The organism is Bifidobacterium merycicum DSM 6492, assembly GCF_900129045.1.
Taxonomy (GTDB): domain Bacteria; phylum Actinomycetota; class Actinomycetes; order Actinomycetales; family Bifidobacteriaceae; genus Bifidobacterium; species Bifidobacterium merycicum.
In genome coordinates this window covers 1-6,889 of record NZ_FQTX01000011.1, presented here as the reverse complement: position 1 = coordinate 6,889, position 6,889 = coordinate 1, and the positions used below count along the sequence as shown (strand labels likewise).

Sequence of the window (6,889 nt, the reverse complement as noted above, 5' to 3'; positions counted from 1 at the left end):
GCCGGAGATCGCCACGGACGTCACCGGCACGACGGTCGTGCAGGTGACGGACGCGAGCGAGGACGAGGAGCCGTCCCAGCGCACCGTGCCGCCGTTGTAGTCCAGACCCGGCTCACGGGAACCCGGGTACTGCTGGCTGCCGCCGTCGTTGAAGATCACCTTCGCGTTCGAGGCCAGGTTGTCCGGGACCTCGTACTTGTAGCCGGTCTGGTCGCAGTTGTCCGCCGCGGTCATCTCGACGCCGGGCCAGGCCGCGTTGTTGACCGCGCTGGCGCCGTCGCCCGTGTACACGTACGCGTACATCTTGCCCCAACCGGAGGGCTTGGTCGCGTAGATGGTGTTCTTCTTCACCGGGGTGGGCGGGATCTCGCCGGTCACCGTGACGGTGATCGAGGCGGTCTTGCCGCCGGACTTCGCGGTGATCTTGGCGGTACCCGCCTTCACCGGAGTGACCGTGCCGTCAGAGGCGACCTTCGCAACGGCTTCGTTGGAGGAGGACCAGGAAACATTTACGCCAGCCGGATCGGTGGTGGCGGTGAGCTTGGTGGTCTTCACGCCCTCGGCGAGGTCGGCGGTGAAGTCCTTTTGATCGATCTTCACGGAGTTCACGGTAACGACGGCGCAGCTCCGAGCCGTCCACGTGCCGGAAGCGGTGGTATCGCCGTTCCAAGCGTAGGTGCCGTCGATCTTCAGACCGGCTGCATCCACGCCTTCGGTGGTATCGGCAGGATACTTCAGCGTGTTGGTGGCATTGCCATCGTTGAAGATGATGCGGACGTTCTCGTCGAATCCGTCAGGGATTTCGTACTTGTATTCGCCATCCTTGCCGCAGCTGTCTCCTGCGGAGACCTTCGTCATTGCCACGCCGGGCCACTTTGCGTTCTGCTTGAGCGTTGCAGCGCTCGAATCGTCCACGTACACGTAGGCGTACAGGTTCGACCAGTTGCTCGGCTTCTTGGCGTAGGCGACGCTGACGGCTGCCGGATCCTTCTTGGTGAAGGTATATTCGGCGGAGACGGTCTTGCCGTCCTTATCGGTGCCCTGCAATTTCAGGGTGATGGTGCCGTTGACCGCGGTCTTAGCGCCGATGGTGATGGTGTCGCCATCCTGGTAGGAGCCGGAAGCGCCTTCGGACGTGGTGTAGGAGGCGCTCGTCACGTTGGAGGCGTGCAGCGTCACCTTAGTGGTGTCGGTCTTGAAGGAACCGCCGGTCGGGTTAGCGGAGACGCTGGCAAGATTGTTGTTGTAGAACACGCTGATCTTGCCGCCCTTGGCGGTGCCGGAGGTAATCTTGCCACCGGAGACCGTCAGAGTGCCGCCATTCACCTGATCGGTGTAGGTGCCGTCGTCCAGCGTGGTCTCGGTGCCAGCCAGCGACTTGTCGCCATTCATGTTCACCACGGTCACGCCATCGGAATCGGCGTTGCCGTCCTTGATGTAACGTTCGACCATCAGGCAGGAATTATCACCGCAGTTGCGCATGTATTCCTTGGCTTTGGCATTGTTCATCTTGTTGCGGAAGTGATTCACCGCTACAACCTGCGGATCCTTCCAAGAGTCGGAGCCGGCATCGCCGAGCTGGTTCTTCTCCGCGAACTGCGGCTGGCTGCCGCCGGAGCCGACAGGTCGATCGAAGTACAGCGGCATGGTCTGGGAGCGGGAGCCGATTACGCCCCACCCCATAGTCATTTCCCATTCGCTCATCTTCAAGGACGCGCCATAATCGTCGGGCTTGTTGGAATAGTTATCGTGCGATTCCACCCAGGAAACGAGATTGTTGCCACCTGCGGCGTTGTCCCAATTGTTGAGGTTGCCAGCATTCAGATTCTTCGAGCTCAACGCGCCGCGGAGCTTGACACCGTAGTAGGAAGCGGTCACACCGCCGCCATGACGGCTGTTGTTGGCGAACAGCTTGGCGTAATCGGCATCATGGGAAATGGAATCCTGCAGCACTTCGCCGTACTGGAATTGGGTGCCGTTGTTCAACACGATATTCCAATACTGGGAGCCGTCATATTCGTTTGGCAGCTCGATATGCTTGGCCGCGTCGAAACGGAAGCCATCCACGCCGTCGTTCACCGCCTGCACGAGGTAATCATGCATCATGTTGGCGGTCTCGGTCTTCGAGGTGTTGATGTCGTACAAGCCGAGCAGCTTGCAGTGTGTCACCTGGTAACGGTTGTTGTAGTCCTGTACTTCGCCGTCGTTGCAGTCGTGATGGTACAGGTCGGACTTCCTCCAACGATCCGCGATGGCATTCCAGGTGGCGGTCATATGGTTGGCGACCACGTCCACGATGATGCGCACGCCGTACTTGTGTGCGGTGGCGCACAGGCTCTTCAGATCGGATTCGGAACCCATCACCCAGTTGCCGATGGTGGTGTCGGTCGGCTGGTACACGTAGTACCAGTTCTCGGTGAAGATCTTGCCCTTATTACCGGTGTGGATGGCGGAGATCGGCTCGGTCTGCACGGAGGTGTAGCCAGCTGCCGCGATTTCCGGAATGTGCTGTTCGATCGTCTTGAACGACCATTCCCACGCATGCAGCGTGGCGCCTTCGCTCATCTGCTCCGTCAGACCGTACTTGGCACGTGCTGCCTGGAACGTGGAGTTCTCCACGGTATCGGCGTAGCTGTCGCGGTTCGTGGCGGCCTGTGCCGCCGAAGTGGTGACGGTGACGCCGCCGATGGCGGTGGCTACTGCGGCCACGCTTACGGCAAGCTTCTTCCAAATGGTGTTCTTCTTGTGATACGCATGGATTTTCTCATGCGTCGGGGCATGCCAGTGTGTCGAAGAATACATATCTTCTCCGCCGTCTGACTGATTACCTCTAACCTTCATCGGCCCTCCTGATATAGGGATGCAGTCGCAACGATGGAAGTTGCTGAGAAGCCGCTTCCTTCCGTGACTGTGTTCCCTGTTGGGGCGTGCAGCACGGCGCTGTGCCTGATCCTATCTACCTTGATAACGTTCGCGTGATATACGCGTTATCAAGAATACCATGATTCTGTGACATTAGGTATCACATATTGCATACGCTCTCAAGCGTTTTGTCTGGTTTCAAATCGGCTAATTACCAACTGGTTAGCACTCTTTCAGGGTTTTGGGTGACGTGGGCTTTTAAAAAACAGCAAGATGTGCCACCCCTTCATTGAAAACGATGGCGTTTACTGCGGGCGTTTGTGCTAAATTGATGACAACGTGCTCCACAAGAGAACGTTGTCAAAGGAGATTGGCCAAGCGTAGCCAGGTAATGTGCGTTGTGTGGGAGGATCGATAGGCCCGAACGTGCGGCGTATGCCAGGCCTGTGGCCACTGACAAGGAGTGCCAATGAAGGCTAGTGGATACTCCCCGAGTGAAGGCGGATCGCAGCATTCGCCCCAGAGTGGGAACCGTTCACCATTCAGGAAGAGAGTGGTCTGGAAGAAGCTGGCGGCAGGTGCGGTTGCGTTTGCCACGGCGTTCGGCGGTATGGGGCTTGTGTCCTCCACCGCTTCCGCTTCCACCGACCGAGACAGCTATACGGACACTGTGGAGAACTCCACATTCGAAACGGCCCGTGAGAAGTACGGTCTGACCAAGCATATGAAGAACGGCGCCATCCTGCACGCATGGATGTGGTCGTTCAAGAACATCACGGCGAACATGGAAGCCATCGCCAAGGCCGGCTACACTTCCGTGCAGACCGAGCCGATGAGCAAGATCAAGTATGTTCCGGCCAATGGCAAGAAGTTCGACGAGAACTGGTATTACGTGTACCAGCCGTCGAACACCAGCATCGGCAATTTCGTGGTCGGCACTGAAGACGATCTCAAAGAGATGACCGACACCGCCCACAAGTACGGTGTGCGTGTGATCGTCGACGTGGTGGCCAACCACTTCACCTCCGACTGGAGCGCCATCGATTCCGATTGGCAGAACAAGGACTATTTCCATTCCCGCTCCAACTGCGGTGGCGCCGATGGTGATCAGATCAATTACAGCTCCCGTCGTGACGTCACGCAGTGCCACCTGCTCGGTTTGTGGGATCTGAACACGCAGAACCAGACCGTGGCCGACCGCATGCAGTCCTTCCTGAAGACCGCCGTCGCTGATGGCGTCGACGGCTTCCGCTTCGATGCCGCCAAGCATGTCGAGCTGCCAACCGAGAAGTTCGACAACAAGACCTCCAACTATTGGAACACCATTCTGCAGAACGGCGCGCAGTTCCAGTACGGCGAGGTGCTGCAGGGCGATTCCGGCCTGGACTACAAGGCATACGCCAACCTGTTCAAAGACAACTCCTCCGATGGCGGCGGCAACACCGCCTCCAACTACGGTGGCACGATCCGTGCGGCCATCCAGTCCGAGAACCTGACCACGAAGATGGTGCAGAACGTCGATACCGGTGGCGCGAGCGAGGATCAGCTGGTCACCTGGGTCGAATCGCACGATAACTACGCCAACAAGGAACAGACCGGTTCCGACGGCGTGAAGAAGGGCGTCTCCACCGAGCTCACCGATTACCAGATCATGATGGGCTGGGCCATTGTCGGCTCCCGCAAGGCCGGCGCACCGTTATACTTCAACCGTCCGAAGGAATCCGGCGGCAGGGATCAGAACGGCAACCTCCGGGCGCAGTTCGCTGAGAAGTCCCAGCTGGGCGACACCGGCGACGACATGTGGAAGAACAAGTCCGTCGTAGCCGTCAACCACTTCCGCAACGCCATGGACGGCAAGTCCGAGCATCTGCAGAACTGCAGCGCCGACTCGAACAGCGACAGTGCCAAGAAGTGCGTCATGATTGAGCGCTACACCAAGGATGGCGTGCAGAACGACGGCGTGGTCATCGCCAATATGGCCGGTGAGCAGAACCTTGCCGGACTCGCCTCCAGCCTTGATGACGGCACCTACACGGATGAGGTCAACGGCGGCAAGCTTGTGGTTCAGGGCGGCAAGATCGTCTCCGGCACCGCCAAGGGCGGCTCCGTGAGCGTCTTCTACGCAAAGGGACAGGCCGAGCCGAGCGTTTATGCCGACTCCGCATCCGCGGAATTCTCGTCTGAAAGCGTGAAGGTGACGCTGCACGCCCAGTACGCCGACAACCTGAAGTACACCACTACCGAAGGCAAGTCCGGCTCCTTCAAGGACGGTGAAAGCATTTCCGTCGGCAGCACCCTTGCCGAAAACGAGACCGTTACCGTTAAGGTGACCGGTACCGCAACCAAGGATGGTACGAAGGTCAAGAAGGGCGATCAGCTGAGTGGCTCTGTCACCCTGAAGAAGGTGCCGGTCCAGGATCAGCATCTCGCTTCGCAGTATGGAACGAATAAGGTTGGCAATGGCGTGAAGAAGACCATCAACTTTACGGCCGGCAAGGGTGCGAGCCTGTCCGACTGGGACAGCTCCATGCTGATTGCGCAGGGCGCCGCCAACGACGATCCTCGTGTGTACCGTCCGAACTCCATGTACGAGGTTCCGATCGACCTGTACGCGCTGTATGGCGCCTACGATAACGACAACCTCTACCTCATGTGGGAAATGACCAACGTGCAGGATGTGGTGGATCGTGGAGACGATTACCCGCTGAGCCAAGGCCACTTGTGGCAGACCCAGAACCTGCCGTTCCACATCGCCATCGATACCAAGGACGACAGCACCCGCGTGGGCAACAACGGCGGCCTGAAGACCGGCGGCTCCCTGTGGGCGTCCAACATCACCTGGGGCGGCAAGCAGAACGTCAATAAGGTCGTCACCATTTCCACCAACGGCTCCAACGGTCCGTGGGTGTACCAGGGTGACTCCGACGGTCTCGATTCCAATGCCGAGTATGGCCCGGCAGCCAATGCCAAGACCAATACCAAGAAGTCCGGCATCAAGTTCGGCTACGGCAATGGCATTTTGAGCGATAAGGTCATCGGCATCGACGGTGGCTGGGGTGACAGCAACGGCCGTGTAGTCGGCGATATGACTGCAGAGAACGAAAGCAAGGCCAAGTGGGTCAACTTCAACGACAAGGGTCACGATTCCGCCGGCATGGACGATCATTACGAGATCGCCATCCCGTTGGATGAACTTGGCACTACTGCGGACCATATTGCCGCGAACGGCATTGGCATCGAACTGGCGGCTACCTTCGGCCTGTCCGCCATGGATTCCCTGCCGTACGATCTGGCCATGAACGACAATGCCGATTTGCCGGACACCACCTCTCAGGTGAACAACTCCTTCGAGAAGTCCGACGAAGACATGTTCACCGTGACGATGGCCAATATCGGTGGGCATGACGAGCCGAACCCGACCACGTCCATCAAGATCGACCAGTCGGATTACACCGTGGATCTTTCCAACGGCGTGACCACCAAGCAGCTGACCGCCACCACCAATCCGAAGGGCAACTCCGTGTCGTGGAGCTCTTCCGATAAGGACGTGGCAACTGTCAACTCGAAGGGTGTGGTCACTCCGGTGAAGGCCGGCACGGCCAAGATCACCGCGAAGTCGGGCTCCAAGTCCTCGACGATCACCGTCACGGTGACCGGTGAGATCCCGCCCACCCCGGTGAAGAAGAACACCATCTACGCGACCAAGCCCTCCGGTTGGGGCAAGATGTACGCGTACGTGTACACGGGCGACGGCGCCAGCGCGGTCAACAACGCGGCCTGGCCCGGCGTCGAGATGACCGCGGCGGACAACTGCGACCAGACCGGCTACAAGTACGAGGTCCCGGACAACCTGGCCTCGAACGCGAAGGTGATCTTCAACGACGGCGGCAGCCAGCAGTACCCGGGTTCCCGTGAGCCGGGTCTGGACTACAACGGCGGCACGGTGCGCTGGGACGGCTCCTCGTCCTCGCTCGCGTCCGTCACCTGCACGACCGTCGTGCCGGTGACGTCCGTGGCGATCTCCGGC

Annotated in this window: 2 protein-coding genes; one reads left to right on the top strand and one right to left on the bottom strand. The window is 59.2% G+C overall.

The genetic code is table 11. The features are described from left to right. The coding region (locus tag BUB29_RS09380; protein ID WP_159430619.1) for a starch-binding protein at positions 1 to 2,802 on the bottom strand (2,802 nt) is incomplete at its 3' end. Positions 2,803 to 3,415: 613 nt separating this feature from the next. Here BUB29_RS09380 and BUB29_RS09375 point away from each other — a divergent pair. Then, positions 3,416 to 6,889, top strand: a 3,474-nt coding sequence (locus BUB29_RS09375; protein ID WP_073117639.1) for a starch-binding protein, incomplete at its 3' end; no start/stop codon positions are given.